This window comes from Burkholderia sp. 572 (assembly GCF_040545135.1).
Taxonomy (GTDB): domain Bacteria; phylum Pseudomonadota; class Gammaproteobacteria; order Burkholderiales; family Burkholderiaceae; genus Burkholderia; species Burkholderia cepacia.
On the sequence record NZ_JBEPLH010000005.1, the window covers coordinates 91,621 to 117,686 of the forward strand.

Here is a 26,066-nt window from a genome sequence, read left to right on the forward strand (position 1 = left end):
CCCGCATGTTTCAATCGGCGTGCGCGGGCCCTTCCCTGCCTGCGCCGCACGCGCGCCGCCGTTTGGAGCCGCACGCCTAGTGCCGGAGTTTGGCAAGCGTGCACATGGGTCGTATAACAGGCAGAACCGGACGACGATCCGGTTCAACCGCGCGTGCGTCGCGGGCCAACGAGAATTCGAACAACCGTACAGGCGGCCGCCTTCGGGCCGGCCGGCAGGAGGGAGACAATGGCAATGACCGACGGATCGGCTTCGGGCTGGTCGGATGGCAAGCGTTACCTGTGGCTGCTCGGCGCACTGACGATCACGCTGCCGATTCTCGCCGCCCAGCTCGCGCTGTCGACGGGCCTGCACGTGTTCTGGTGGTTCGGCCCCCTGTTCGCATTCGGCGTGATCCCGATCCTCGACACGCTGATCGGCGACGATCGCGACAATCCGCCCGAGGCCGTGGTGCCACACCTCGAACGGGAGCGCTACTACCGGCTGATCGTCTATCTCGCGACCCTCGTCGAATACGTCGCGTTCTTCGCGTGCGTATGGATCGTCGGCACGCACGCGCTCGCCTGGTACGACTACGTCGGCTTCGCGCTGTCGCTCGGCGCCGCGACGGGCATCTCGATCAACACCGCGCATGAACTCGGGCACAAGACCGACCGCTTCGAGCGCTGGCTCGCGAAGATCACGCTCGCGCCGGTCGCATACGGCCATTTCTACGTCGAGCACAATCGCGGCCACCATGTACGTGTCGCGACGGCCGAGGATCCGGCGAGCGCGCGCTACGGCGAATCGTTCTGGGCCTTCCTGCCGCGCACCGTGACCGGCAGCATCCGCTCCGCGTGGCGGCTCGAGAAGGCCCGCCTCGAACGGCTCGGGCATTCGCCGTGGACCTGGCGCAACGAGGTGCTGCACGCATGGGCGATGACCGTCGTCGTGTGGGGCATCGCGATCGCGATGGCCGGCAAGGTCGTGATCCCGTTCCTCGTGATCCAGGCCGTCTACGGCGCGTCGCTGCTCGAAGTCGTGAACTACGTCGAGCACTACGGGCTCGGCCGCCGCAAGCTGCCGAACGGCCGCTACGAACGCTGCACGCCGCAGCATTCGTGGAACAGCAATCACGTCGTCACCAACCTGTTCCTGTACCAGTTGCAGCGGCATGCCGACCATCACGCGAATCCGACGCGCTCGTATCAGGCGCTGCGCCACTTCGACGATTCGCCGCAACTGCCGGCCGGCTACGCGACGATGATCCTGTTCGCGTACGTGCCGCCGCTCTGGTATCGCGTGATGAACCCGCGGGTGGTCGCGCACTACGGCGGCAACATGGCGCAATCGAACATCAAGCCGTCGATCCGCGCCCGGGTGCTCGCGCAATATCCGGCCACAGTTTGACTCTGCTCCTGCGACGCGGACGAGATCTCGCCGACGATCGTCGTGACGCGCTGCACCGCATCGACGATCTCGTGAATCGACTCGCCCGCGCGGCCGATCAGCACGGCGCCTTCGTCAACCCGCTGCGTCGACTGCTCGATGAGCCTCTTGATCTCCTTCGCGGCGACGACACGCGTCCCCGCGATCCGGACAGACTGAACTGCCGACGCTGGCCACTGCGCAGCAAGACGTATGGAACACGGTCGCTATCGTATCGGCACATTCCGATGCATCGATGGTCGATGCTGTTGCCACCGCAACGCCTTGCGACACACGATTTAGCAAGCCCAAAACGAAAAACCCCTTGATCCTTCCGGATCAAGGGGCTTCGTATTTTGGCGGAGAGGGTGGGATTCGAACCCACGGTACGGGGAAACCGTACGCCTGATTTCGAGTCAGGTACATTCGACCACTCTGCCACCTCTCCTTCCTTGCTGCTTTACTGCATTTCGCGTTTGGTCGTTTCCGCGAAAGAAAAGATTATAGAACGATCTCTTCGAATCTCACAAGCCCTTTTTGCAAATTTTTTTGCGAGGGCTTGAAGCGATCGCCGGCGCGCGACCTTACGACGCCTGTGCCGGCGCGTCGATACGCTCGATGCCGCCCATGTACGGACGCAGCACTTCCGGCACCGTGACCGAGCCGTCCGCGTTCTGGTAGTTCTCCAGCACCGCGACGAGCGTGCGGCCGACCGCAAGGCCCGAACCGTTGAGCGTATGCACGAGTTCCGGCTTGCCCTGTGCGTTGCGGAAACGCGCCTGCATCCGGCGCGCCTGGAACGCCTCGGTGTTCGAGCAACTCGAGATCTCGCGATAGGTGTTCTGCGCAGGCAGCCACACTTCGAGGTCGAACGTCTTCGCGGCCGAGAAGCCCATGTCGCCCGTGCACAGCGTGATCACGCGGTACGGCAGGCCGAGCTTCTGCAGGATCGCTTCCGCATGGCCGACCATCTCGTCGAGCGCCGCGTACGACGCATCCGGCGCGACGACCTGCACCATCTCGACCTTGTCGAACTGGTGCTGGCGGATCATCCCGCGCGTGTCGCGGCCATACGAACCGGCTTCCGAGCGGAAGCACGGCGAATGCGCGGTCAGCTTGATCGGCAACGCGGAGCCTTCGACGATCGACTCGCGCACGGTGTTCGTCAGCGAGATTTCCGACGTGGAGATCAGGTATTGCGTGACCTTGTTCTCCTCGCCGCCCTTCTCGACGCGGAACATGTCGTCCGCGAACTTCGGCAGCTGGCCCGTACCGTACAGGATCTCGGGGTTCACGATGTACGGCGTATACGCTTCGGTGTAGCCGTGCTGCTGCGTATGCGTGTCGATCATGAACTGCGCGAGCGAGCGGTGCAGGCGCGCGATCGAGCCGCGCAGCATCGTGAAGCGCGCGCCGGCGAGCTTTGCGCCGGTCTCGAAATCGAGGCCGAGCGGCGTGCCGACGTCGACGTGATCCTTCACCTCGAAGTCGAACTGGCGCGGCGTGCCCCAGCGGCGCACCTCGACGTTGTCGGCTTCGTCCTTGCCGACCGGCACGCTTTCATGCGCGACGTTCGGCATACCGAGCATCAGGTCGGACAGGCGCGCCTGGATGTCGCCGAGCTTGGCTTCCCCCGCCTTCATTTCGTCGCCGATCCCGCCGACCTCGGCCATCACGGCCGACGTGTCCTCGCCCTTGCCCTTCATCGCACCGATCTGCTTCGACAGGCTGTTGCGGCGCGCCTGGAGCTCTTCGGTGCGGGTCTGGATCGCGCGGCGTTCCGCTTCGAGGGCGGAGAACGCGGCGATGTCGAGGGTGTAGCCGCGATCGGCGAGGCGCTTCGCGACGCCGTCGAGGTCTTTGCGCAGCAACTGGATGTCGAGCATGGGAGGACTTGGAGAATCGTTGTGTAAGACGGGAATTCTAACGCACCGCAGGGCCGCCAAGGCACTGGACGGACGGACTATGCTGCAAACGGGCGATGACCGTGGCGCGATGGCCATGGCAGTATCGCGTTGCCGGCCCGCCCGTCGGCACCCGCGAAATCGCGCGGCATCGAAGCGCCGCGGATCGCGAAACGCCCGCGCGGGCCCGCGGCGGCGCATCGAGCAAGGCGCCCGCCCCACGTCACAGCACCCCAAGGAAGCCGATGGCCATCGAACTGGACAAGGAAATACGCGACCGCGCGATCGCGTCACTGCAACGCTATTTCACAGAAAACATGGATGAGCCGATCGGCAATATCCAGGCCGGCGCGCTGCTGCATTTCTTCGTCGAGGAGATCGGCCCGGTGATCTACAACCTCGCGATCGCCGACGCGCAGTCGAGCCTGCACACGCGCATCGCCGAACTCGACATCGAATGCCATCAGGAGCCGTTCGACTACTGGAAGAAGCAGCCGGCACGCAAGCGCTGACGCGAGCCACGAGCATGCCGGCCGCTCCGGGCCGCGCCGTCAGTCCTTCTTGCCAGCTTCGCGATCGAGTTCGCGCAGCCACGCAAGCTTGTCGGCGATCTTCGATTCGAGCCCGCGCGGCACCGGCTTGTACCAGCGCGGTTCGCGCATCCCGTCCGGCAGGTACGTCTCGCCGGCCGCATACGCATTCGGCTCGTCGTGCGCGTAGCGATAGGCGTGACCGTAGCCGAGTTCCTTCATCAGCTTGGTCGGCGCGTTGCGCAGGTGCACGGGCACCTCGCGCGACTTGTCCTGCTTCACGAACGCCATCGCCTGGTTGAACGCGTTGTAGCCCGCGTTGCTCTTCGCCGCGCACGCGAGATAGATCACCGCCTGCCCGAGCGCGAGCTCGCCTTCCGGCGAGCCGAGCCGCTCGTAGGTTTCGGCCGCGTCGTTCGCCACCTGCAGCGCGCGCGGATCGGCCAGGCCGATGTCTTCCCACGCCATCCGCACGATCCGCCGCGCGAGGTACTTCGGATCCGCGCCGCCATCGATCATCCGGCAGAACCAGTACAGCGCACCGTCCGGGCTCGAACCGCGCACCGACTTGTGCAGCGCCGAGATCTGGTCGTAGAAGTTGTCGCCGCCCTTGTCGAAGCGCCGCGCGTTCAGCGTCATCGCGCTGCTGACGAAATCGGCGTCGATCGTCGCGACGCCCGCCGACGTGGCCGCCGTCTGCGCCTGCTCGAGCAGGTTCAGGAAGCGCCGCGCGTCGCCGTCCGCATAACCGACCAGCGTATCGATCGCCTTGTCGTCGAACGCGAGGCCGTCGAGCGCGATTTCCTGTGCGCGCTTCAGCAACTGGCGCATCTCGTCGTCGTCCAGCGACTTCAGCACGTACACCTGCGCACGCGACAGCAACGCCGAATTGACCTCGAAGCTCGGGTTCTCGGTCGTGGCGCCAATGAAGGTCACGAGCCCCGACTCGACGAACGGCAGCAACGCGTCCTGCTGCCCCTTGTTGAAGCGGTGGATCTCGTCGACGAACAGGATCGTGTGGCGGCCGGTGCGGTTCAGCGTGTCCTTCGCCTGCTCCATCGACTCGCGGATGTCCTTCACGCCGCCGAGCACCGCGGACAGCGCGATGAATTCGCAGTCGAACGCGAGCGCGGTGAGCCGCGCGAGCGTCGTCTTGCCGACGCCGGGCGGCCCCCACAGGATCATCGAATGCGGCTTGCCCGATTCGAACGCGAGCCGCAGCGGCTTGCCTTCGCCCAGCAAATGCGTCTGGCCGATCACCTCGGCGAGCGTCTTCGGCCGCAGCGCCTCGGCGAGCGGCCGGCGCGGCTCGACTTGAAACAGATCGGACATGAACCCTCGCTCCACATCAAACAGTCGCGGCCGAACCGGCCGCCGGACCCGACATTATGACAGCCGCGCGACGGCACCGCCGTGCCTGCCGCCCGCGCCCGGTGCCCGCGCCCGAAAACAACACGGGCCTGCCGTCGCCGGCAGGCCCGTTGCGAACAAACGGCGTGCGGCGCCGGTCAGCCGGTAATCACGTCGGCGCCCTTCGGCACGACGAACTTGAACGTATCGCCCTTCAGCGGCGGATTCGTCTGGATGTTCGTAAACGTCAGCAGCGTGACGTTGCCGAACACGTCGTGCAGCTCCATCGCGGCGAGCGTGCCGTTGCGAAAGCCGATGCCGATCCGCTGGAACTGCGTGTCCTGCGCCTTCGGCAGCATCTCGAGCCACTCGATGCCACCCTTCTCGCCGGCATCGCGCAGCGTGTAGTTCTTGTCGAGATCGTTGCTGCCGAACAGGATCGCGGCCGGGCTCGCGCCCAGCGCGCCGTTCAGCTTGCGCTCGGTCACCTGGTTCAGGTCGCGGTCATACACGTAGAGCTTCTCGCCGTCGGCCTGCAGCACCTGCTGGTACGGCTTCTGGTACGTCCAGATGAACTTGCCCGGGCGCGCGAACACGAACGTGCCGCTCGAATTGTCGGTGGGCTTCGGCACGGCCTGCGCGGCGCTCGCGCCCTTCGCCGGCGCCTTGACGATCTGCTGCGTGAAGTCGCCCTTCGCCGAACGCACCTGCGACACGAACGCCTTCAGTTGCTCGGTGCCGCCCGCGAACGCGTGCGTCGCCGCGAGCATCAGCGATGCGCCGGCGAGCGCCGCGCCGAGCCAGCGCCGCGTCGAACGGAGGGACATTGCGAACGAATGTTGCTGCATATTGCGGTTTTCTCCCTGGGTGGCCGGCGCCGCGAACGCCGCGGACTCATTCCGCGTCGCGCGCCGGCACAAGAATTTCGCGGTTGCCGCTCGACGACATCGCCGACACGAGCCCCGACTGCTCCATCTGCTCGAGCAGCCGCGCCGCGCGGTTATAGCCGATCCGCAGGTGCCGCTGCACGAGCGAGATCGACGCGCGGCGGTTCTTGATGACGATCTCGACCGCCTGGTCGTACAGCGGATCAGACTCGCCGCCGCCTTCGCCGGTTCCCGCGCCGGCCGAGCCCTCGTCGCCGTCGGCGGTGCCGCCTTCGAGCAGGCCCTCGACGTAGTTCGGCTCGCCCTGCTCCTTGAGCTTCTCGACGACGCGGTGCACTTCGTCGTCGGCGACGAACGCGCCGTGCACGCGCACCGGCAGCCCGCTGCCCGGCGGCAGGTACAGCATGTCGCCCATCCCGAGCAGCGATTCGGCGCCCATCTGGTCGAGAATCGTGCGCGAGTCGATCTTCGACGACACCTGGAATGCGATCCGGGTCGGCACGTTCGCCTTGATGAGGCCCGTGATCACGTCGACCGACGGACGCTGCGTCGCGAGGATCAGGTGGATGCCGGCCGCGCGCGCCTTCTGCGCGATCCGTGCAATCAGTTCCTCGACCTTCTTGCCGACGACCATCATCAGGTCGGCCAGCTCGTCGATCACCACGACGATGTTCGGCAGGCGGCCGAGCGGCTCGGGATCTTCCGGCGTCAGGCTGAACGGATTCGGCAGCTTCTCCTCGCGCTTCGCGGCCTCGTCGATCTTGTTGTTGTAGCCCGCGAGGTTGCGCACGCCGAGCTTGCTCATCAGCTTGTAGCGGCGCTCCATCTCCGCGACCGTCCAGTTCAGCGCGTGGCCGGCCTGGCGCATGTCGGTGACGACCGGGCACAGCAGGTGCGGAATGCCTTCGTAGACGCTCATTTCGAGCATCTTCGGATCGATCAGGATCAGGCGCACCTGCTCGGCGGTCGCTTTATACAGCAGCGACAGGATCATCGCGTTGATCCCGACCGACTTGCCCGAGCCGGTCGTACCGGCGACCAGCAGGTGCGGCATCTTCGCGAGATCCGCGCACACCGGCTTGCCGCCGATGTCCTTGCCGAGGCTGAGCGTGAGCGCCGACGATGCGGCCGCGTACACCTCGGAACCGATGATCTCGGACAGGTGCACCGTCTGGCGGCGCTGGTTCGGCAGCTCGAGCGCCATGTAGTTCTTGCCGGGAATCGTCTCGACGACGCGGATCGACACGAGCGACAGCGAGCGCGCGAGATCCTTCGCGAGGTTGACGATCTGGCTGCCCTTCACGCCGGTGGCCGGCTCGATCTCGTAGCGCGTGACGACCGGGCCCGGATACGCGGCCACGACGCTCGCCTCGACGCCGAAATCCTTCAGCTTCTTCTCGATCAGGCGCGACGTGAATTCGAGGGTATCGGCCGAAATCGCCTCCTGCGCCTTCGGCGCGGGGTCGAGCAGCGACACCGGCGGCAGCGTCGAATCGCCCGGCAGGTCGGTGAAGAGCGGCACCTGGCGCTCGCGCTCGACGCGCTCGGACTTCGCCGGCGTGACGACCGGCGGCACGATCGTCACGGGCTCGTGATCCTCGATGCGCACGCGCTCCTCTTCGACCTTGCCTTCGCGGCGCACGGCCGCGGCCTCGCCGAGCTTGCGGTCGCGCTCGGCCTCGCGGCGCAGCTTCGCGACATTGACGGCGGACAGGATCGCACCGCCGACGCGCTCGGCGACCGACAGCCACGAGAAGCGGAAATACAGCGACAGGCCGATCGCGAGCAGGATCAGCAGCAGCAGCGTGCCGCCGGTGAAGCCGAACGCGTGCGACATCGCGCCCGCCACGGCCTCGCCGATCACGCCGCCCGGCGCGCGCGGCAACTGCACCTTCAGCGACCACATGCGCAGCGCCTCGATGCCGTCGCACGCCAGCACGACGAGCACGAACGCGAAGATTTCGGTGAGCCAGCCGATCGGCCGCTCGGGTTCGTCCACGACCGCCTCGTGACGCGTGATGCGGCGGTAGTTGACGGCGATGCGCCGCGCGAGCGGCACGATCAGCCAGTAGGCCGACAGGCCGAACAGCAGCAGGATGATGTCGGCCGTCCAGGCGCCGACGCGGCCGGCCCAGTTCGAGATGTGGTCCACCTGGGCGGCGTGCGTCCAGCTCGGATCGCGCCGGCTGTAGCTCAGCAGAGCCATCACCAGAAATGCGCAGAGCGCGACCTGGAGAATCCAGCGGATCTCCGTGAGGAGCTTCGACATCCGGTGCGGCAACGCCTGTGCCTGGGCGGAATAAGGAGCTTTTGCCATGAATCCGTATAAAGAGGACGGGCTGCGCGCCCGCCTGTCGTTCGATCCCGCATATTGTAAGCGCTGCACCGGGCCGCCAAGTGTAAATGACGGTTACATAACAGGGCCGGGGTACGGCCGGCGCGGCGCATGCTCTCCGCGGCGGCCCTTTCCGCCCTTTCACTCCGGTGCGCGGTCCGGCCGGCCGCCCGCAGCCGCGCCGCCCCGGGCGGGTGCCTCGCCCCGCCCGCCCCGCGTGCGCGACCGTTGCGCCGCGAGACACTATCGCCGCGATTGAAACTCTCGTTCGGCAACGCAGCAACGGGGCCTTTATAATGCGCGTCTGATACCCATCTATGACGGCATCCCGGTCAACCCGGATCGTACGGCGAGCCCTACCCCGCCCGCCGCAGCCGACTTTTACGGATTCGCACATGTCCACGCCCAAACACGCCAAAGTCCTGATTCTCGGTTCCGGCCCCGCCGGCTACACGGCTGCCGTCTACGCGGCACGTGCCAACCTGTCCCCGGTGCTGATCACCGGCATCGCGCAGGGCGGCCAGCTGATGACCACGACCGACGTCGAAAACTGGCCGGCAGACGCGAAAGGCGTGCAGGGTCCGGAGCTGATGGCGCGCTTCCTCGAGCACGCCGAGCGCTTCAACACCGAAATCGTGTTCGACCACATCCACACCGCGAAGCTGCACGAGCAGCCGATCCGCCTGATCGGCGACTCGGGCGAATACACGTGCGACTCGCTGATCATCGCGACCGGCGCGTCCGCGCAGTATCTCGGCCTGCCGTCCGAAGAACATTTCATGGGCAAGGGCGTGTCGGCCTGCGCGACCTGCGACGGCTTTTTCTATCGCGGCCAGGAAGTCGCGGTGATCGGCGGCGGCAACACGGCCGTCGAGGAAGCGCTCTACCTGACGGGCATCGCGAAGAAGGTCACGGTGATCCACCGCCGCGACAAGTTCCGCGCGGAGCCGATCCTGATCGACCGCCTGCTGGAAAAGGAAAAGGAAGGCGCCGTCGTGATCAAGTGGGATCACGTGCTCGACGAAGTGACGGGCGAGGATTCGGGCGTCACGGGCCTGCGCATCAAGAACGTGAAGACCGGTGCGACGGAAGACCTCAGCGTGCAGGGCGTGTTCGTCGCGATCGGCCACAAGCCGAACACCGACCTGTTCCAGGGCCAGCTCGAGATGAAGGACGGCTACATCCTGACGAAGAGCGGCCTGCACGGCAACGCGACGTCGACGAGCGTGCCGGGCGTGTTCGCCGCCGGCGACGTGCAGGACAACGTGTACCGCCAGGCAATCACCAGCGCGGGCACGGGCTGCATGGCCGCGCTCGACGCGCAGCGCTACCTCGAAAGCCTGCACGACAAGAAGTAAGCCGCGAGACCGCTCGCGCCGGGCGCTACAATGGCGTCCGCTGCCGCGAAGCGGGCTCGACCGGAAAGCCGCTGCCGCCGTGCAGCGGCTTTTTTTTGCCCGCGCGCCCGAACGCGCCTGCCCTGTGTACCGAATCATGGCGAAGAACCAGCCCCATCCGAGCGATCCCGCGAAGCGGCAGATCGCCGCCCGTCCCGCGAACCCCGCGCCCGTCGCGCCGGCGCCCGCGCCCGATCCCGCCGCATTGCGCGGCCAGGGGCTCGCGGGCCTCGGCGCATTGCGCAAGTCGCTGCAAGGCGAAGCCGATCGCCGCGAACGCCAACGCGTCGAAACGGCCAAGGCCGAGCGCAAGGCGGAAGCCGACGCGAACCTGTTCCGCAACGAGATCGGCGCGATCCAGCCGCTCAATGCCCCGCCGCGCGCGGCAGCCGGCCGCACGCCGCCCGACCCGGTGCCGAAGCAGACGCAGCGCGACGAGGAAGCCGTGCTGAACGCGACGCTGTCCGACGAATTCGATCCCGAGACGCTGCTCGACAGCGACGACTCGCTGTATTACCACCGCCCCGGCATCAGCCGCGACGTCGTGCGCAAGCTGAGGAGCGGCGCGTGGATCGTGCAGGCGCAGATCGACCTGCACGGGATGCGGCGCGACGAGGCGCGCGACGCGCTCGCCGAGTTCATCCGCGAAGCCGGCAAGAAAGGGCTGCGCTGCCTGCGCGTGATCCACGGCAAGGGGCTCGGCTCGATCGGCAAGGAACCCGTGCTGAAGGGCAAGGTGCGCGCGTGGCTCGTGCAGAAGGAAGAAGTGATCGCGTTCTGCGAGGCGCGCGGCCACGACGGCGGCGCGGGCGCGGTGCTGGTCCTGCTGCAGCCGTTCGCGGCACCCGCCGACCGGGGGCCGCGTGCCGCATCCTAGGCTGACGCTCGCGATCGCGGTACTGGAGGCGATCGCCACGCTGGCCTTTGCGATCTCGGGCTTCATCGAGGCGCGCAAGAACCGTCTCGATTCGGTCGGCACGTTCGTCGTGGCGCTCGCCACCGCGTTCGGCGGCGGCACGCTGCGCGACATCCTGCTCGAGCGCCGCCCGTTCTACTGGGTCGTGCACGACGACTACGTGATCGCGATCTTCGTGCTCGCGCTGTTCGCGCCGTTCGTGCTGCGCATGCTGTCGCGGCTGTCGGCCGAGCGGCTGCTGCTCGTCGCCGATGCGATCGGGCTCGGGATCTTCAGCATCTCGGGCACGGCGATCGCGCTCGATGCCGAGATGCCGCGCTTCATCGCGGTGATGATGGGCGTGATTACCGGCGTGGTCGGCGGGATCATCCGCGACGTGCTGTGCAACGACATCCCGCTGATCCTGCGCGATTCGCGGCCGTACGCGACCTGTGCGTTCGTCGGCTGCTGGTTCTACCTGCTGCTCGTGTGGCTGCAGTTCGATTCCGTGTACAGCGTGCTGCTCGCGACCGGCTTCATCCTCGTCGCGCGGCTCGCGACCTTCAAGTTCGACGTGCGGCTGCCGCACTGAGCGCCGCCGCAACGCCGGACGCATCGCCAGAAACAAAAGGGGCCGCTCACGTCGAGACGGCCCCTTCTTCGTTCAGCGCGAACGCTGCCTCACGCGATCCGCTCTTCCGACGCCGGATCGAACAGCACGGCCTTCGACACGTCGAACAGCAGCGACTGCGTCTGCCCCGGCTGCGGGTTCGCGGCCGGATGCACGCGGCTCACGATCCGCTTGCCGTTCACCTGTGCGAACACGTGCGTGTCCGGCCCGGTCGGCTCGGTCACGTCGACGCGCACGTCGATCGGCTGCAGCTTCGACGCCTCGCCGTGGTGTGCGTTGCGCGCATCGGTGATGCGCTCCGGACGCAGCCCGAGGATCACCTCGCGGCCGACGTGGCCGTTCATCCGCTTCGCGTCGAACGGCAGGTTCAGCGCGCTGCGCGCGAGGCCCGTGTCGATCTCGAGCGCGATCCCGCTGCCCTGCTCGACCAGCTTGCCGTTGATGAAGTTCATCGGCGGCGCGCCGATGAAGCCCGCGACGAACAGGTTCGACGGCGAATCGTAGATCTCCTGCGGCGCGCCGAACTGCTGGACCACGCCGTCCTTCATCACCGCGATCCGGTCGCCGAGCGTCATCGCTTCGATCTGGTCGTGCGTCACGTAGACGATCGTCGTGCCGAGGCGCTGGTGCAGCAGCTTGATTTCCGCGCGCATCTCGATGCGCAGCTTCGCGTCGAGGTTCGACAGCGGCTCGTCGAACAGGAACAGCGACGGATCGCGGGCGAGCGCGCGGCCCATCGCGACACGCTGGCGCTGGCCGCCGGACAGCTGGCCCGGCTTGCGGTCGAGCAGGTGCTGGATCTGCAGCATCTGCGACACGCGGTCGACGATCTGCTGCTGTTCGCTCTTCGGCACCTTGCGGATGTTCAGGCCGAACGAGATGTTCTCGCGCACCGTCATCGACGGGTACAGCGCGTAAGACTGGAACACCATCGCGATGTCGCGATCCTTCGGCGACAGGTCGTTGACGACCTTGCCGTCGATGCAGATCTCGCCGCTCGTGACCGTCTCGAGCCCGGCGATCATGTTGAGCAGCGTCGATTTCCCGCAGCCCGAGCCGCCGACCAGGATCAGGAACTGTCCGTCCTCGATCTCGATGTCGACACCCTTCAGGACCGGCACCCCGTTCGGGTAGGTCTTGTACACGTCACGGATGGAAAGGCTTGCCATGCTGTGAATCCTCTGTCTCGTCTCGCGCGGCGCACTCCGGCGCCGCGTCGGGTTCGTTTCGATGCGCCGCGCGCGAGGCGCGGCCGGTTCGTCGTATCGGATGAAGCCGCGCTTACCCCTTCACCGCGCCCGCCGTCAGCCCGCGCACGAAATAGCGGCCGGCGACGATGTAGACGAGCAGCGTCGGCAGCGCGGCGATGATCGCGCCGGCCATGTCGACGTTGTACTCCTTCACGCCCGTCGACGTGTTGACGAGGTTGTTCAGCGCAACCGTGATCGGCATCGAATCGACGCCGGAGAACACGATCCCGAACAGGAAGTCGTTCCAGATCTGCGTGAACTGCCAGATCAGGCACACCATGAAGATCGGCAGCGACACCGGCAGCAGGATCTTCGTGAAGATCGTGAAGAAGCCGGCGCCGTCGATGCGCGCGGCCTTCACCAGCTCGGCCGGCACGCTCACGTAGAAGTTGCGGAAGAACATCGTCGTGAACGCGATCCCGTACACGACGTGCACGAACACGAGGCCCGGAATCGTGTTGGCAAGGCCGAGCATCCCCTGCAGGCGCGCCATCGGCAGCAGGATCACCTGGAACGGGATGAAGCAGCCGACCAGCATCATCGTGAACAGCGCGTCGGCGCCGCGAAAGCGCCAGTGCGTGAGCACGTAGCCGTTGAACGCGCCGATCAGCGACGAGATCAGCACGGCCGGAATCACCATCTGCAGCGAGTTCAGGAAGAACGGCTTCATCCCGTCGCAGCGCACGCCGGTACAGGCGCCGCTCCACGCCTTCACCCACGGGTCGACGGTCCAGCTGGTGGGCGGCGTCAGCAGGTTGCCGGTACGCAGCTGGTCGAGATCCTTGAACGACGTCGACAGCATCACGTAGATCGGGAACAGGAAATACAGCGCGAACAGGATCAGTGCCGCGTAGATCACTGCCCGGCTGATCGTCATCTTAGGCTGCATTGCGGGTGCTCCTCGATTCCATATACATCAGCGGCACCAGCACCGCGACCACGGTCGCGAGCATCATCACCGAGGATGCCGCGCCGAGCCCGAGCTGGCCGCGGTTGAACGAAAACGTGTACATGAACATGGCCGGCAGCGACGACGACGTGCCCGGCCCGCCCGCCGTCAGCGCGACGACGAGGTCGAAGGTCTTGATCGTGATGTGGCAGAGGATCAGCAGCACCGAGAAGAACACCGGGCGCATGCTCGGGATCACGATCTTGCGGTAGATGGTCGGCAGCGTCGCGCCGTCCACCTGCGCGGCCTTGAAGATCTCGCTGTCGACGCCGCGCAGCCCCGCGAGGAACAGCGCCATCACGAAGCCGGTCGACTGCCACACGGCCGCGATGACCACGCAGAAGATCGCCTTGTCCGGATCGTCGAGCCAGCCGAACGAGAAGCTCGTCCAGCCCCAGTCGTGCATCACCTTCTCGAGGCCGAGGCCCGGGTTCAGGATCCACTGCCACGCGGTACCCGTGACGATGAACGACAGCGCCATCGGGTACAGGAAGATCGCGCGCAGCGCGCCTTCGTTGCGGATCCGCTGGTCGAGCAGGATCGCGAGGAACAGCCCGAGCGCGACGCAGATCGCGATGAACGGAATCCCGAACCACGCGAGGTTCGCGGCGGACGTCCACCACACGTCGTTCTGGAACAGGTCCGTGTAACGGCCGAAGCCGTCGAATTCGTAGTTCGGCAACAGCCGCGAATTGGTCAGCGACAGATAGCCGGTAATCAGGATGAAGCCGTAGATGAACACCACGGCGATCGCGACGCTCGGCGCAAGCACGAGCTTCGGGATCCAGCGATCGGCGAAGGCCGACATCGGCGACGTACGCCGTGCGGCGGCAGCGCCGGATCCGTTTCCGCTAAGAGGGGCAGCCACTTGATTCGACTCCTGGAACGAGGGCGGCGCAGGCCGGGCCGGCGCCGGTACGGCACGGGCCCGCGGGCGAGCCCGTTTGCTGCACATGCAAAAACGCCCGGCCGAGATAGCGTGTCCGGCCGGGCGCCTGTCGCGCGTTACTTGACCTTCGCGGCCTTCGCGAGCGCGGCGACCGCGCTCTTCGAATCCTGCTGCGAGTTCATGAACTTCGTCACGACGTCCGTGATCGCGCCGGCGGTCGCATCGCTCTGCGCCATCCCGTGTGCGAGCGACGGCACGAAGCCGCCCGACTTGATCGCGGTCTGCTCGTCGGCGTACGACTTCTTCGCGCAGTCGTCGAACTTGTCCATCTTCACGCCGAGGCGCACGGGCACCGAACCCTTCAGCAGGCTGAACTGCTCCTGGAAGTCCGGCGTCATGATCGTCTTCGCGAGCGCGAGCTGGCCCGGCGTCGCGGCCTTCTCGCCCTTCTGCTGGAAGAACACGAACGAGTCGACGTTGAACGTATACGCATTCGCCGTGCCCGGCACCGCCGCGCAGATGTAGTCCTTGCCCGCCTTCTTGCCGGCGTTCTCGAACTCGCCCTTCGCCCAATCGCCCATGAACTGCATGCCGGCCTTGCCGTTGATGACCATCGCGGTCGCGAGGTTCCAGTCGCGGCCGTTACGGCCGGTATCGAAGTAACCCTGGATCTTGCGCACCGTGTCGAACACGGACAGCATCTGCGGCGACGTCAGCGTCGCCTGGTCGAGGTCGACCAGCGCCTTCTTGTAGAACGCCGGGCCCTGCGACAGCACGACGTCTTCCCACAGCGTCAGGTCCTGCCACGGCTGGCCGCCCATCGCGACCGGCTGGATACCCGCGGCCTTCAGCTTGTCGGCCACCGCGAAGAATTCAGGCCAGGTGGTCGGCACCTTCGCGCCGACCTTGTCGAGCGCGGCCTTGTTGATGTACAGCCAGTTCACGCGGTGCACCGAGAACGGCGCCGCGACGGTGTGGCCCTTGTACTTGATGATCTTGTCGATTTCCGGCGGCAGGTTCTGCTTCCAGTCGCCGGCAGCGGAATCGATGTTGACGAGCACGCCCTGGTCGGCCCAGTCCTGGATCAGCGGACCCTTGATCTGCGCGGCCGACGGTGCGTCGCCGCTGATCACCTTGGTCTTCAGCGCGGTCATCGCCGCTGCGCCCGCGCCGCCCGCGACCGCGAAGTCCTTCCACACGTAGCCCTGCTTCTGCAGGTCGTCCTTCAGCACGCCGACGGCCTTCGACTCGCCGCCCGAGGTCCACCAGTGCAGCACCGTTACGTTCTCGGCTGCCTGCGCCGCCACGGCGCCAGCCATCAGACCTGCCGCGCAGAGCGCGCCCATGATCGAGCGAACTTTCATTACTTATCTCCTCCAGACTGAATCAACTCGTGAGGTTCCCTGACCGGGAACCGGCTTCTTGATAAACGACGGGGAAATCGAGCCGCGGGACGCATGCAGCGTACGGGGCCGATGACCGGCCGGGCTCTTACAGAAAGCGTGAATCGAGATTCAACGGCGTGTCTCCTCTTTGTGTTTCTGGCCCGCCGCGATGCTGCGGCGCGAGCCCGGGGCCGACGGCGCGCCGACGATGCGCGCCGTCAATGTCCGATAACATTCGGCACAAGGCGTTCCCGAAGGCGAAGCTCGCGCAGTTCATCGACCGCACTTCTTTTTTTCTTCACCCAGGTGCTACCCCTTGCGGCGGATTGTAGTTAAACTACAATTCAGTGTCAAAAATATTTTTATCGCACTACGGATCGCTTCCCAGCACCCCCAACACGGCGGAGACACATGCATACCGATTCCAGCTTTACCTTCGTACTTTTCGGCGGCACCGGCGATCTGTCGATGCGCAAGATCCTGCCCGCGCTGTTCGAAGCGCACCGTGCGAACATGCTGGCGGAGAGCGGCCGGATCGTCGCCGTGGCGCGTCACGAATCGGACCGCGCGGGTTATCTCGAGTGGGTCGACACGCACGTGAAGCCGCACGCGGAGAAAGCCGCCGGCAAGGCGCTCGACGAAACCGCATGGAAGTCCTTCCTCGATCGCATCGAGTACGTGAAGCTCGACCTCGGTCGCGCGGAAGACTACGTCGTGCTGCGCGACGCGATCGCATCGCTGCCCGGCATCCGCGTGTTCTATCTCGCGACGGGCCCGTCGCTGTTCGTGCCGATCTGCAAGGCGCTCGCGTCGGTCGGCCTGAACGAAGGCTCGCGCATCGTGCTCGAGAAGCCGCTCGGCTACGACCTGAAGTCGTCGAATGCGATCAACGACGCGGTCGGCGAGATCTTCACGGAAGGCCAGATCTACCGGATCGACCACTACCTCGGCAAGGAACCCGTGCAGAACCTGCTCGCGCTGCGCTTCGGCAATGCGCTGTTCGAGCCGCTGTGGCGCCGCGAATGGGTCGAGAGCATCCAGATCACGATCGCCGAGGAGCTCGGCGTCGAGGCACGCGGCGATTTCTACGACAATACGGGCGCGCTGCGCGACATGGTGCAGAACCACCTGCTGCAGCTGCTGTCGATCGTCGCGATGGAGCCGCCGCATTCGATGGATTCGGATTCGGTGCGCGACGAGAAGCTGCGCGTGCTGCGCGCGCTGAAGCCGGTCGATCCGCGCGACATCGGCAAGGTGGCCGTGCGCGGCCAGTATCATGCGGGCGTGATCAAGGGCGCGCAGGTGCCCGCCTACGCGACCGAGCCGGGCGTGAAGCCCGACAGCCAGACCGAAACCTTCGTCGCGCTGAAGGTCGAGATCGAGAACTGGCGCTGGGCCGGCGTGCCGTTCTTCCTGCGCACCGGCAAGCGTCTGGCCGACCGCGTCGCGGAGATCGTCGTCAATTTCCGCCCGGTGCCGCACTCGGCGCTTGGGCCCACCGCGTTGCGTCCCGGTTCGAACCGCCTCGTGATCCGGCTGCAGCCGAACGAGACGATCCGCCTGTACTGCCTCGCCAAGCAGCCGGGCGAAGGGATGAACCTCGCGAGCGTGCACCTCGACCTCGCGTTCGACCAGTTCTTCAAGGAAGGGCAAATGGAGGCGTACCAGCGCCTGCTGCTCGACGTGATCAACGGCCGTCTCGCCCTCTTCGTGCGCCGCGACGAACAGGAAGCCGCATGGCGCTGGGTCGAACCGATCCTGAACGAATGGGCCCGCACGTTGAAGCCGCCGAAGCCGTACGCGGCGGGCACGTGGGGGCCGGCCGCGGCGAGCGCGATGCTCGCGCAGCACGACACCTGCTGGCTCGAAGAAGAGAACTGATGTAAACGTCACCGCGCACGCCTTCGTACGCGGCGACGTGCCCCACGATTCGTACGATTTGAACAGACAAAGCAGTCCGGAGGAGATGTGATCGAGATCCACGCTTTCGACACCCAGGAAGCGCAAAGCGAAGCGCTCGCGCGCGCCGTCGGCGATGCGCTGCGCGCCGCGCTCGCCGGCCCCGCGCGCCCGACGCTCGCGGTGTCCGGCGGCACGAGCCCGCGCCCGTTCCTGCACACGCTGTCGCACGCGGCGCTCGACTGGGCCGGCGTCGACGTGACGCTGGTCGACGACCGCTGGGTGCCGGAGGACGACGCGGCCAGCAACGCGCGCCTGGTGCGCGACACGCTGCTGCAGCACGCGGCGGCCCCTGCCCGCTTCCTGCCGCTCGTCGACACGCGCAGCGCGCTCGACGCGCACGTCGCCGCGCTGAACGCGAACGCCGACTACCGCGTGCCGACCGTCGCGGTGCTCGGCATGGGCGAGGACGGCCATACCGCGTCGATCTTCGCCGATGCGCCCGAATGGGATCACGCGATCACGACGCCCGAGCGGTTCGTCGCCGTGCATCCCGGCGCCGCGCCGCATGCGCGCGTGAGCTTCTCGCTCGATGCGCTCAAGCGCGTCGACCGGCTGTTCCTGCTGATCGCGGGCGAACGCAAGCGCGCGGTGCTCGACGCCGCGGCCGCATCGCTGCAGAAGAACGCGATTTCCCAACTGGCCAACGACAAGGGGACCCAGCTCGATGTCTACTGGTGCGCAAAGTAAGGCCGTTGTCGCGGGCCAGCATGCCGACGGCCCGCGCCTGCTCGCGGACGTCGGCGGCACCAACGCGCGTTTCGCGCTGGAAACCGGGCCGGGCGACATCACGCAGATCCGCGTGTATCCCGGCGCCGACTATCCGACGCTCACCGACGCGATCCGCAAATACCTGAAGGACGTGAAGATCAGCCGCGTGAACCACGCGGCGATCGCGATCGCCAATCCGGTCGACGGCGACCAGGTCACGATGACCAACCACGACTGGAGCTTCTCGATCGAGGCGACGCGCCGCGCGCTCGGCTTCGACACGCTGCTCGTCGTCAACGATTTCACCGCGCTGGCCATGGCGCTGCCGGGCCTGACCGACGCGCAGCGCGTGCAGATCGGCGGCGGCACGCGCCGCCAGAACAGCGTGATCGGGCTGCTCGGGCCCGGCACCGGGCTCGGCGTGTCGGGGCTGATTCCGGCCGACGACCGCTGGATCGCGCTCGGCAGCGAGGGCGGCCACGCGTCGTTCGCGCCGCAGGACGAGCGCGAGGATCTGGTGCTGCAGTACGCGCGCAAGAAGTTTCCGCACGTGTCGTTCGAACGCGTGTGTGCGGGCCCCGGCATGGAGATCATCTATCGCGCGCTCGCCGCGCGCGACAAGAAGCGCGTCGCCGCGACCGTCGACACGGTCGAGATCGTCGAGCGCGCGCATGCGGGCGACGCGCTCGCGCTCGAGACGGTCGAATGCTTCTGCGGGATTCTCGGCGCGTTCGCGGGCAGCGTCGCGCTGACGCTCGGTGCGCTCGGTGGCGTGTACATCGGCGGCGGCGTCGCGCTGAAGCTCGGCGAGCTGTTCACGCGCTCGTCGTTCCGCGCGCGCTTCGAGGCGAAGGGCCGCTTCACGCACTATCTCGAGAACATCCCGACCTACCTGATCACCGCCGAATACCCTGCGTTCCTCGGCGTATCCGCGATCCTCGCGGAGCAGTTGTCGAACCGCTCGGGCGGTGCGTCGTCGGCCGTGTTCGAACGGATCCGCCAGATGCGCGACGCGCTGACGCCGGCCGAGCGCCGCGTCGCCGATCTCGCGCTGAACCATCCGCGCTCGATCATCAACGACCCGATCGTCGACATCGCGCGCAAGGCCGACGTGAGCCAGCCGACGGTGATCCGCTTCTGCCGCTCGCTCGGCTGCCAGGGGTTGTCGGACTTCAAGCTGAAGCTCGCCACCGGCCTCACCGGCACGATCCCGATGAGCCACAGCCAGGTGCATCTCGGCGACACGGCCACCGACTTCGGCGCGAAAGTGCTCGACAACACGGTGTCGGCGATCCTGCAGCTGCGCGAGCACCTGAACTTCGAGCACGTCGAGAACGCGATCGAGATCCTGAACGGCGCGCGGCGCATCGAGTTCTACGGGCTCGGCAACTCGAACATCGTCGCGCAGGACGCGCACTACAAGTTCTTCCGCTTCGGGATCCCGACGATCGCGTACGGCGACCTGTACATGCAGGCCGCATCGGCCGCGCTGCTCGGCAAGGGCGACGTGATCGTCGCGGTGTCGAAGTCGGGACGCGCGCCCGAGCTGCTGCGCGTGCTCGACGTCGCGATGCAGGCGGGCGCGAAGGTGATCGCGATCACGTCGAGCAACACGCCGCTCGCGAAGCGCGCGACCGTCGCGCTCGAGACCGACCACATCGAGATGCGCGAATCGCAGCTGTCGATGATCTCGCGGATCCTGCATCTGCTGATGATCGACATCCTCGCGGTCGGCGTCGCGATCCGCCGGGCGTCGACGAACGGCGAACTGCCCGAGGCCGTCGCCCAGGCAAAGGCACGCGCGAGCGACGACGAAACGGCCGACGTGCTCGACTGGCTGAGCCACGGCGCGTCGCCGGCGGCGAAGGACGTCGCGCGGGATTGACGCACGGCGCGGCGCAAGCCGCTTCCTGCCCCCAACGAAAAACGCCACCGGCGCATCGCGCGCGGTGGCGTTTTTCATGGTGCCGCCCGGCTGGAGGATCACGCCCCCGCTTTCACCGGCCGCCCGTGCCAGCGCAGCACGAGACAGCGCCCGGCGAAACACAGCACGCCCGTAACACCGATCGTCACCCCCATCGCGAACGGCGTGCCGTCCGCGAGCGCGCCGATCGCCACGCTCGCGATCGCGCCGAGCGCCAGCTGCATCGCGCCGAACACGGCCGCCGACGCGCCCGCATTGTGCGGATAACGATGCATGAGGTCGGTCGTGCAGTTCGCGGACAGGATCCCGACCACGCCGACGACGAAGAACAGGCACACGACGATCGACCACAGCCCGCCCCACCCCGTCAGCGCGACGAGCGCGACCGCGAGCGACGCGATGCAGCTCACCAGCGACGCGGCCGCGATGATGCGCAGCGAACCGACGCGGCCGACCAGCCGCGTGTTCGTGAAGTTGCCGATCATGATGCCGACCACGTTCAGGCCGAACAGCAGCCCGTAGTGCTGCGGCGACACGTGGAAATACTCGATGTAGACGAACGGTGTCGCGGTGATGTACGAGAACATCGACGCGAACGCCATCCCGCCGCACAGCATGTGCCCCCATGCGACGGGGTCGGACAGGATGCGCCCGTACGACGCGAACGACGCGAGCACGGCCGCGCTCTTGCGCCGCTCCTTCGGCCAGGTTTCGGGCACGCGCAGGTACGCGGTCGCCGCGCACACCGCGCCGAACACGGCCAGCACGACGAACACGCCGCGCCAGCCCGAGAAACGCAGGATCTGCCCGCCGATCAGCGGCGCGAGCAGCGGCCCGACCGCGGTGACGATCGCGACCATCGACAGCACCTTCGCCGCGTCGGTCGGCTCGTGCGCGTCGCGCGCGATCGCACGCGACAGCACCGACGCCGCGCCGGCGCCGAGCGCCTGCAGGAAGCGCACGAGGATCAGCATGTCGATCGAGTTCGACACGAAGCAGCCGATGCTCGCGAGCGTAAATAGCGCGATGCCGCCGAGCAGCACGGGACGGCGGCCCCACGTGTCGGACAGCGGGCCGTACAGCAGCATGCCGATCGAGAAGCCGGCCATGAAGCTCGTCAGCGTGCGCTGCGCGGCGCCGGGGCTGACGGAGAAGCCGTCGGCGATCGACGGCAGGCTCGGCAGGTACATGTCGGTAGCGATCGGCCCGCAGGCGGCGAGCGCGCCGAGCAACAGGATCAGCCGGGCATCGGGCCGGCGCCGGACGACGTGAGACATGGGTATCCGGAATGAAGCGCCGCGCGCATCGGGGCGCGCGTGGTGGTGAAGACGGGAGACCGCGCCGCGAACGGCGCGCTCGGGCCCATGATTGTACGCGCAACTTTTTTTAGTGCCGCCGGCCCGGCGCGCGACCGGCGGAAAAAACACCGGCACGGCGCCCGCCGCGCGGGATCGCGAGCAAGGATTCGATTAAGCTTGCAGCGCCTCGCTGCCTATTGTCTGATCCATTCAATTCGACACACGACCGAACCGATGACCGCTTTCCTGTTGATCTGGAGCCCCAAGAAATGGCCGTGGCCCGAACTGCCCGACGTCGCCGCGCGCGTGAAGGCCGGCGAGGCCGTGCATGACGTGTGGGGCTGCGGCTTCGCGCGCGGCGTCCTGCCGGGCGACCGCGTGTTCCTGCACCGTGTCGCGAAGGAACCCAAGGGCGTGTTCGGCTCCGGCTACGTGACGCGCGCGCCGTACGAGGTACCCGATCCAGCGACGAAGCGTGGCTACCGGCTGTGCATCGACTTCGTATACGACTGGCTGGTCGATGCGCACCAGGACGTCGTGATCCCGCGCGATGCGCTGCGCGTGCATCCGTACTCGGTACAGACCTGGGACGCGCAAAGCTCCGGCACCGTGATCAAGCCGATGGTCGAAGGCCCGCTCGAGAAACGCTGGGCCGAGCTGACCGGCAAGCGCAAACCGCCGCGATAACCGAAGCGGCCGCCGTGCCGCATCTGCCCCTCCTTTCCGGCCCCGGCCCGTGCAACCCCGCACGCGCCGAAAGGCCGCGGACCGCGCCGCGGGCCCGCCGCGCGCGTCTCCGGTACAATCGGACGATCGTTCCGCCCAGGCGCCGCGGCCCGTGCACAGGCCCCCGCGCCCTTCTCTCGCAGGTTTCGCTCATGTCCAACAATCAGATCCTCTTCGAACGCGCCCAGAAGACCATTCCCGGCGGCGTCAACTCGCCGGTGCGCGCATTCCGTTCGGTCGGCGGCACGCCGCGCTTCGTCGCGCGCGCGCAAGGCCCGTATTTCTGGGATGCCGACGGCAAGCAGTACATCGACTACATCGGCTCGTGGGGCCCGATGATCGTCGGCCACGTCCATCCTGAAGTGCTGTCGGCCGTGCAGAACGTGCTCGCCGACGGCTTCTCGTTCGGCGCGCCGACCGAAGCCGAGATCGAGATCGCCGAGGAAATCTGCAAGCTCGTGCCGTCGATCGAGCAGGTGCGGATGGTGTCGAGCGGCACCGAGGCCACGATGAGCGCGCTGCGCCTCGCGCGCGGCTTCACGGGCCGCAGCCGGATCGTCAAGTTCGAGGGCTGCTACCACGGCCACGCGGACAGCCTGCTCGTGAAGGCCGGCTCGGGCCTGCTGACGTTCGGCAACCCGACGTCGGCCGGCGTGCCCGCCGACATCGCGAAGCACACGACCGTCCTCGAATACAACAACGTCGCCGCGCTCGAGGAAGCGTTCGGCGCGTTCGGCGACGAGATCGCCGCCGTGATCGTCGAGCCGGTCGCGGGCAACATGAACCTCGTGCGCGGCACGCCGGAATTCCTCAACGCGCTGCGCGCACTGTGCACGAAGCACGGCGCCGTGCTGATCTTCGACGAGGTGATGTGCGGGTTCCGCGTCGCGCTCGGCGGCGCGCAGGCGTACTACGGGATCACGGCCGACCTCACCTGCCTCGGCAAGGTGATCGGCGGCGGGATGCCGGCTGCCGCGTTCGGCGGCCGCCGCGACATCATGGCCCACCTCGCGCCGCTCGGCGGCGTCTACCAGGCCGGCACGCTGTCGGGCAACCCGATCGCGGTCGCCGCGGGACTGAAGACGCTGCAGCTGATCCAGGCGCCGGGCTTCTACGACGCGCTCACCGCGCAGACGAAGCGCCTCGCCGACGGCCTCGCGGCCGAAGCGCGTGCGGCCGGCGTGCCGTTCGCGGCCGATTCGATCGGCGCGATGTTCGGCCTCTACTTCGCCGAACGCGTGCCGACCAGCTTCGCCGAAGTCACGAAGAGCGACACCGAGCGCTTCAACCGCTTCTTCCACCTGATGCTCGACGAAGGCGTGTATTTCGCGCCGTCCGCGTACGAGGCCGGCTTCGTGTCGAGCACGCACGACGACGCGGTGATCGACGCGACGCTCGCGGCCGCGCGCCGCGCCTTCGCGGCACTCGCTGCCTGACCCGGGGCCGCGCGCATGTTCTCGGATATCGATTTCGCCCACATGCAGCGTGCGCTCGCGCTCGCCGCGCGCGGCATGTACACGACGGCACCGAACCCGCGTGTCGGCTGCGTGATCGTCAAGGACGGCGACGTGATCGGCGAAGGCTTCACGCAGCCGGCCGGCCAGGATCACGCGGAAGTCCAGGCGCTGAAGGACGCGCGCGCGCGCGGCTACGACGTCGCGGGCTCGACCGTCTACGTCACGCTCGAACCGTGCAGCCATTTCGGCCGCACGCCGCCGTGCGCGAACGCGCTGATCGACGCGCGCGTCGCGAAGGTCGTCGCCGCGATGGAAGACCCGAACCCGCAGGTATCGGGGCGCGGCCTCGGGATGCTGCGCGACGCCGGCATCGACGTACGCTGCGGGCTGCTCGCGCATGAAGCCGGCGAACTGAACATCGGCTTCGTGTCGCGGATGACACGCGGCCGCCCGTGGGTGCGGATGAAGACCGCCGCGTCGCTCGACGGCCGCACCGCGCTGCCGTCCGGCGAAAGCCAGTGGATCACCGGCGAGGCCGCGCGCCTCGACGGGCATGCGTGGCGCGCGCGCGCCTGCGCGATCCTGACCGGCATCGGCACCGTGCGCGAGGACAACCCGCTGCTGACCGTGCGCGGGATCGACACGCCGCGCCAGCCGCAGCGCATCCTGGTCGACAGCCGCCTCGACCTGCCGCTCGACGCGCGGCTGCTCGAAGGCGCTCCGCTGCTGATCTTCTGCGGCCGGCTCGACGCCGCGGGCGAAGTGCGGGCGAAGGTGCTGAAGGCGCGCGGCGCGGAAATCGTGCCGCTCGCGAATGCGCACGGCAAGGTCGACCTGCCCGCGATGCTGGCGGCGCTCGGCGCACGCGGCGTCAACGAGCTGCACGTCGAGGCCGGCCACAAGCTGAACGGCTCGCTGCTGCGCGAACAGTGCGTCGACGAGTTGCTCGTCTATCTCGCACCGAGCCTGCTGGGCGCCGATGCGGCCGGCATGTTCGACCTCGCCGCGCCGGCGAGCCTCGACGCACGCACGCGGCTGTCGTTCCACGGGGTCGAGCGGGTCGGCGACGATCTGCGGATCCTCGCGCGCTTCACGCCGACGGACGCCGCGCACTGAACGGGATCGTCGCGATGTTCACCGGAATTGTCGCGGCCGTATCGAATCGATCCGGCCGCTCGACGCGTCGGCCGACGCCGGCGTGCGCCTGACCGAGCTGGCCGGCGGCCTCGACCTCGCCGATGTCGCGCTGGGCGACAGCATTGCGATCCAGGGCGCGTGCATGACGGTGATCGACAGGAGCGACACCGCGTTCGACGTCGACGTGTCGCGCGAAAGCCTGAACCGTACGGTCGGCCTCGCCCACCCCGGCGAAGTGAACCTCGAGAAGGCGCTGCGCGCGCACCGGCCCGCCCGCCGGCTCCATCGACCGAACGGCCAACGACGCGCACGGGTCATGCGGTCGCGCTAAGATGCGTCGACAGCGGTCTCGATACCGCAATGCACGACGCGCCGCGTAGCGGCCGCCCTCTTCCTCAAGGAGTCGCCCCCATGTCCATCTCGATGTACCAGGCTTCACTGCCCGTGCTGATCCGCGGCCTGACCAATCTTCAGCACATTCTCGGCAAGGCGCAGGCGCATGCGGCCGAAAAGCAGATCGATCCGTCGGTGTTCGTCGGCGCCCGCCTGTACCCGGACATGCTGCCGCTCGTCCGCCAGGTCTATATTGCGACCGACACGGCCAAGGGCTGCGCCGCCCGCCTCGCCGGCGCCGAGATCCCGAGCTATCCGGACGTCGAGCAGACCTTCGACGAACTGCACGCACGCATCCAGAAGACGATCGACTACCTGAAAAGCTTCGACGCCGCGCAGATCGACGGCAGCGAGACGCGCCAGATCGTGCTGAAGATGCGCGTCGGCCCGATCGAGTTCACCGGCCAGTCGTACCTGCTGAATTTCGTGCTGCCCAATTTCTTCTTCCACGTGACGACCGCGTACGACATCCTGCGCCACAGCGGCGTCGAGCTCGGCAAGCTCGACTACCTGGGCGGGCGCGACCAGCACGCCTGACGCGCGGCCGGGCAAGGCCCGGCCAGGCCTGCCGCGCAGGCCGGCCGCGGCGCTTTCCGGAGCGCTTGCCGGCGGCGCGCGGCCCCTGCCAGCCGAAACGCCGCCCGGCTGGCGT

22 protein-coding genes, 1 tRNA gene and 1 pseudogene are annotated in these 26,066 nt (G+C 67.4%); 13 read left to right on the plus strand and 11 right to left on the minus strand.

Annotation, left to right across the window (positions count from 1 at the left end):
- Positions 1-228 precede the first annotated feature (228 nt).
- Complete coding sequence (locus ABIC51_RS11345) at positions 229-1,389, plus strand: alkane 1-monooxygenase (protein WP_027788117.1); 1,161 nt, start codon at positions 229-231, stop codon at positions 1,387-1,389.
- Here the strand turns inward: ABIC51_RS11345 and ABIC51_RS11350 are convergent.
- From ABIC51_RS11350 to serS, 3 genes are all read right to left on the minus strand, one after another.
- The gene (locus ABIC51_RS11350; protein WP_502916214.1) at positions 1,308-1,622 is read right to left on the minus strand and encodes a methyl-accepting chemotaxis protein; all 315 of its coding nucleotides are present in this window, start codon (positions 1,620-1,622) and stop codon (positions 1,308-1,310) included. The genes ABIC51_RS11345 and ABIC51_RS11350 overlap by 82 nt on opposite strands.
- Positions 1,623-1,764: 142 nt before the next feature.
- A tRNA-Ser gene (locus tag ABIC51_RS11355) sits at positions 1,765-1,855 on the minus strand.
- Between the two features lie 136 nt (positions 1,856-1,991).
- A complete protein-coding gene (gene serS, locus ABIC51_RS11360) occupies positions 1,992-3,293 on the minus strand; it encodes a serine--tRNA ligase (protein ID WP_175862098.1) in 1,302 nt (433 codons plus the stop codon).
- A gap of 263 nt (positions 3,294-3,556) precedes the next feature.
- Here serS and ABIC51_RS11365 point away from each other — a divergent pair, with 263 nt between their 5' ends.
- The gene (locus ABIC51_RS11365) at positions 3,557-3,823 is read left to right on the plus strand and encodes a DUF2164 domain-containing protein (protein ID WP_021163431.1); all 267 of its coding nucleotides are present in this window, start codon (positions 3,557-3,559) and stop codon (positions 3,821-3,823) included.
- A gap of 39 nt (positions 3,824-3,862) precedes the next feature.
- On the opposite strand, the gene ABIC51_RS11370 is transcribed toward ABIC51_RS11365, so the two are convergent.
- The 3 genes from ABIC51_RS11370 to ABIC51_RS11380 form a co-directional block, all read right to left on the minus strand.
- Complete coding sequence (locus ABIC51_RS11370; protein WP_027788118.1) at positions 3,863-5,173, minus strand: replication-associated recombination protein A; 1,311 nt, start codon at positions 5,171-5,173, stop codon at positions 3,863-3,865.
- A 176-nt stretch (positions 5,174-5,349) separates the two neighbouring features.
- A complete protein-coding gene (gene lolA, locus ABIC51_RS11375; protein WP_027788119.1) occupies positions 5,350-6,039 on the minus strand; it encodes an outer membrane lipoprotein chaperone LolA in 690 nt (229 codons plus the stop codon).
- Positions 6,040-6,085: 46 nt separating this feature from the next.
- Positions 6,086-8,395 carry a DNA translocase FtsK gene (locus ABIC51_RS11380; protein ID WP_021163434.1) on the minus strand — a complete coding sequence of 770 codons (2,310 nt, stop codon included), beginning with the start codon at positions 8,393-8,395 and terminating at the stop codon, positions 6,086-6,088.
- Positions 8,396-8,808: 413 nt separating this feature from the next.
- Between ABIC51_RS11380 and trxB the strand changes: the two genes are divergently transcribed.
- The 3 genes from trxB (at position 8,809) to ABIC51_RS11395 (ending at position 11,297) form a co-directional block, all read left to right on the plus strand.
- On the plus strand, positions 8,809-9,771 hold the full coding sequence (gene trxB / locus ABIC51_RS11385; protein ID WP_021163435.1) for a thioredoxin-disulfide reductase: 963 nt from the start codon (positions 8,809-8,811) through the stop codon (positions 9,769-9,771).
- 136 nt (positions 9,772-9,907) lie between these two features.
- Positions 9,908-10,687 (plus strand): Smr/MutS family protein, encoded by a 780-nt coding sequence (locus tag ABIC51_RS11390; RefSeq protein WP_027788120.1) that lies wholly within the window; start codon positions 9,908-9,910, stop codon positions 10,685-10,687.
- A complete protein-coding gene (locus ABIC51_RS11395; RefSeq protein WP_027788121.1) occupies positions 10,674-11,297 on the plus strand; it encodes a trimeric intracellular cation channel family protein in 624 nt (207 codons plus the stop codon). Before ABIC51_RS11390 ends, ABIC51_RS11395 begins: the two co-directional genes overlap by 14 nt.
- A gap of 89 nt (positions 11,298-11,386) precedes the next feature.
- Here ABIC51_RS11395 and ABIC51_RS11400 read toward each other — a convergent pair whose 3' ends face one another.
- The 4 genes from ABIC51_RS11400 to ABIC51_RS11415 form a co-directional block, all read right to left on the minus strand.
- Positions 11,387-12,505, minus strand: coding sequence for an ABC transporter ATP-binding protein (locus ABIC51_RS11400; protein WP_021163438.1), 1,119 nt, complete (start codon positions 12,503-12,505; stop codon positions 11,387-11,389).
- A gap of 112 nt (positions 12,506-12,617) precedes the next feature.
- Positions 12,618-13,475: a carbohydrate ABC transporter permease gene (locus tag ABIC51_RS11405; protein ID WP_006476648.1), complete on the minus strand. Its 858-nt coding sequence runs from the start codon at positions 13,473-13,475 to the stop codon at positions 12,618-12,620.
- The gene (locus tag ABIC51_RS11410) at positions 13,465-14,403 is read right to left on the minus strand and encodes a carbohydrate ABC transporter permease (protein ID WP_027788122.1); all 939 of its coding nucleotides are present in this window, start codon (positions 14,401-14,403) and stop codon (positions 13,465-13,467) included. Before ABIC51_RS11410 ends, ABIC51_RS11405 begins: the two co-directional genes overlap by 11 nt.
- A gap of 137 nt (positions 14,404-14,540) precedes the next feature.
- Positions 14,541-15,788 (minus strand): ABC transporter substrate-binding protein, encoded by a 1,248-nt coding sequence (locus tag ABIC51_RS11415; protein WP_027788123.1) that lies wholly within the window; start codon positions 15,786-15,788, stop codon positions 14,541-14,543.
- Between the two features lie 432 nt (positions 15,789-16,220).
- Between ABIC51_RS11415 and zwf the strand changes: the two genes are divergently transcribed.
- From zwf to ABIC51_RS11430, 3 genes are all read left to right on the plus strand, one after another.
- A complete protein-coding gene (zwf, locus tag ABIC51_RS11420; RefSeq protein ID WP_146253441.1) occupies positions 16,221-17,690 on the plus strand; it encodes a glucose-6-phosphate dehydrogenase in 1,470 nt (489 codons plus the stop codon).
- 87 nt (positions 17,691-17,777) lie between these two features.
- Complete coding sequence (gene pgl / locus ABIC51_RS11425) at positions 17,778-18,458, plus strand: 6-phosphogluconolactonase (RefSeq protein WP_059695897.1); 681 nt, start codon at positions 17,778-17,780, stop codon at positions 18,456-18,458.
- On the plus strand, positions 18,436-20,364 hold the full coding sequence (locus ABIC51_RS11430; RefSeq protein ID WP_124545214.1) for a bifunctional transcriptional regulator/glucokinase: 1,929 nt from the start codon (positions 18,436-18,438) through the stop codon (positions 20,362-20,364). Before pgl ends, ABIC51_RS11430 begins: the two co-directional genes overlap by 23 nt.
- Positions 20,365-20,462: 98 nt before the next feature.
- Here the strand turns inward: ABIC51_RS11430 and ABIC51_RS11435 are convergent, their stop codons facing one another.
- The gene (locus ABIC51_RS11435; RefSeq protein ID WP_027788127.1) at positions 20,463-21,680 is read right to left on the minus strand and encodes a Bcr/CflA family multidrug efflux MFS transporter; all 1,218 of its coding nucleotides are present in this window, start codon (positions 21,678-21,680) and stop codon (positions 20,463-20,465) included.
- A 255-nt stretch (positions 21,681-21,935) separates the two neighbouring features.
- Here ABIC51_RS11435 and ABIC51_RS11440 point away from each other — a divergent pair, with 255 nt between their 5' ends.
- The 5 genes and pseudogenes from ABIC51_RS11440 to ABIC51_RS11460 all read left to right on the plus strand — a co-directional run bounded on the left by ABIC51_RS11440 (position 21,936) and on the right by ABIC51_RS11460 (position 25,951).
- Entirely contained in the window at positions 21,936-22,388 is a 453-nt protein-coding gene (locus tag ABIC51_RS11440; protein ID WP_027788128.1) for a hypothetical protein, read from the plus strand.
- Between the two features lie 191 nt (positions 22,389-22,579).
- On the plus strand, positions 22,580-23,863 hold the full coding sequence (gene hemL, locus ABIC51_RS11445; protein WP_014897811.1) for a glutamate-1-semialdehyde 2,1-aminomutase: 1,284 nt from the start codon (positions 22,580-22,582) through the stop codon (positions 23,861-23,863).
- 15 nt (positions 23,864-23,878) lie between these two features.
- Positions 23,879-25,000, plus strand: a complete 1,122-nt coding sequence (gene ribD / locus ABIC51_RS11450) for a bifunctional diaminohydroxyphosphoribosylaminopyrimidine deaminase/5-amino-6-(5-phosphoribosylamino)uracil reductase RibD (RefSeq protein WP_027788129.1) — start codon at positions 23,879-23,881, stop codon at positions 24,998-25,000.
- Positions 25,001-25,040: 40 nt separating this feature from the next.
- Positions 25,041-25,286, plus strand: a pseudogene (locus tag ABIC51_RS11455) (riboflavin synthase family protein); the annotation flags it as partial.
- 146 nt (positions 25,287-25,432) lie between these two features.
- Entirely contained in the window at positions 25,433-25,951 is a 519-nt protein-coding gene (locus ABIC51_RS11460) for a DUF1993 domain-containing protein (RefSeq protein WP_027788130.1), read from the plus strand.
- The last annotated feature ends 115 nt before the right edge of the window (positions 25,952-26,066 follow it).

Coding starts and splice junctions, on each gene's coding strand:
- ABIC51_RS11405 (WP_006476648.1), bottom strand. CDS start 13,475: ATGCAGCCTAAGATGACGATCAGCCGGGCAGTGATCTACGCGGCACTG.
- zwf (WP_146253441.1), top strand. CDS start 16,221: ATGCATACCGATTCCAGCTTTACCTTCGTACTTTTCGGCGGCACCGGC.
- ABIC51_RS11400 (WP_021163438.1), bottom strand. CDS start 12,505: ATGGCAAGCCTTTCCATCCGTGACGTGTACAAGACCTACCCGAACGGG.
- ABIC51_RS11370 (WP_027788118.1), bottom strand. CDS start 5,173: ATGTCCGATCTGTTTCAAGTCGAGCCGCGCCGGCCGCTCGCCGAGGCG.
- ABIC51_RS11415 (WP_027788123.1), bottom strand. CDS start 15,788: ATGAAAGTTCGCTCGATCATGGGCGCGCTCTGCGCGGCAGGTCTGATG.
- ABIC51_RS11380 (WP_021163434.1), bottom strand. CDS start 8,395: ATGGCAAAAGCTCCTTATTCCGCCCAGGCACAGGCGTTGCCGCACCGG.
- ABIC51_RS11460 (WP_027788130.1), top strand. CDS start 25,433: ATGTCCATCTCGATGTACCAGGCTTCACTGCCCGTGCTGATCCGCGGC.
- lolA (WP_027788119.1), bottom strand. CDS start 6,039: ATGCAGCAACATTCGTTCGCAATGTCCCTCCGTTCGACGCGGCGCTGG.
- ABIC51_RS11430 (WP_124545214.1), top strand. CDS start 18,436: ATGTCTACTGGTGCGCAAAGTAAGGCCGTTGTCGCGGGCCAGCATGCC.
- ABIC51_RS11365 (WP_021163431.1), top strand. CDS start 3,557: ATGGCCATCGAACTGGACAAGGAAATACGCGACCGCGCGATCGCGTCA.
- ABIC51_RS11345 (WP_027788117.1), top strand. CDS start 229: ATGGCAATGACCGACGGATCGGCTTCGGGCTGGTCGGATGGCAAGCGT.
- hemL (WP_014897811.1), top strand. CDS start 22,580: ATGTCCAACAATCAGATCCTCTTCGAACGCGCCCAGAAGACCATTCCC.
- ABIC51_RS11390 (WP_027788120.1), top strand. CDS start 9,908: ATGGCGAAGAACCAGCCCCATCCGAGCGATCCCGCGAAGCGGCAGATC.
- ribD (WP_027788129.1), top strand. CDS start 23,879: ATGTTCTCGGATATCGATTTCGCCCACATGCAGCGTGCGCTCGCGCTC.
- serS (WP_175862098.1), bottom strand. CDS start 3,293: ATGCTCGACATCCAGTTGCTGCGCAAAGACCTCGACGGCGTCGCGAAG.
- trxB (WP_021163435.1), top strand. CDS start 8,809: ATGTCCACGCCCAAACACGCCAAAGTCCTGATTCTCGGTTCCGGCCCC.
- ABIC51_RS11440 (WP_027788128.1), top strand. CDS start 21,936: ATGACCGCTTTCCTGTTGATCTGGAGCCCCAAGAAATGGCCGTGGCCC.
- ABIC51_RS11435 (WP_027788127.1), bottom strand. CDS start 21,680: ATGTCTCACGTCGTCCGGCGCCGGCCCGATGCCCGGCTGATCCTGTTG.